The following is a 264-nucleotide window of genomic DNA, read 5'->3' as shown; positions in this document are numbered from 1 at the left end:
CAAGGGCGCACTTACGAGTTGCGGGGCAACTCAAAGCGCGGGCCGGCGGCCCGCTCAACAAGGGGAGGGCGATGGCGATCTATCACTTCAGCATGAAGCCGATCGCCCGCAGCGGCGGGCGCAGTGCTGTCGCGTCCGCCGCCTATCGCGCCGCTGAGCGCCTCACCAACGAGCGCGATGGGCTGACCCATGATTTTAGCAACAGGACAGGTGTCGAGCATGCCGAGATCGTCTTGCCGGCTGGGTCTTCTGCTTATTGGGCGA

1 protein-coding gene is annotated in these 264 nt (G+C 64.8%); it reads left to right on the top strand.

The window, feature by feature from the left end; all coding sequences use genetic code 11:
* Nucleotides 1-71: 71 nt before the first annotated feature.
* A partial coding sequence (locus tag C3Y91_RS06780; RefSeq protein ID WP_168575176.1) for a MobA/MobL family protein occupies nucleotides 72-264 on the top strand: 193 nt, incomplete at its 3' end.

This window comes from Rhizobium ruizarguesonis, from assembly GCF_012349115.1.
In the GTDB taxonomy this organism is placed as follows: Bacteria; Pseudomonadota; Alphaproteobacteria; order Rhizobiales; family Rhizobiaceae; genus Rhizobium; species Rhizobium ruizarguesonis.
The sequence above is the reverse complement of the archived record's forward strand: the minus strand, read 5'-3'. Positions and strand labels throughout refer to the sequence as shown.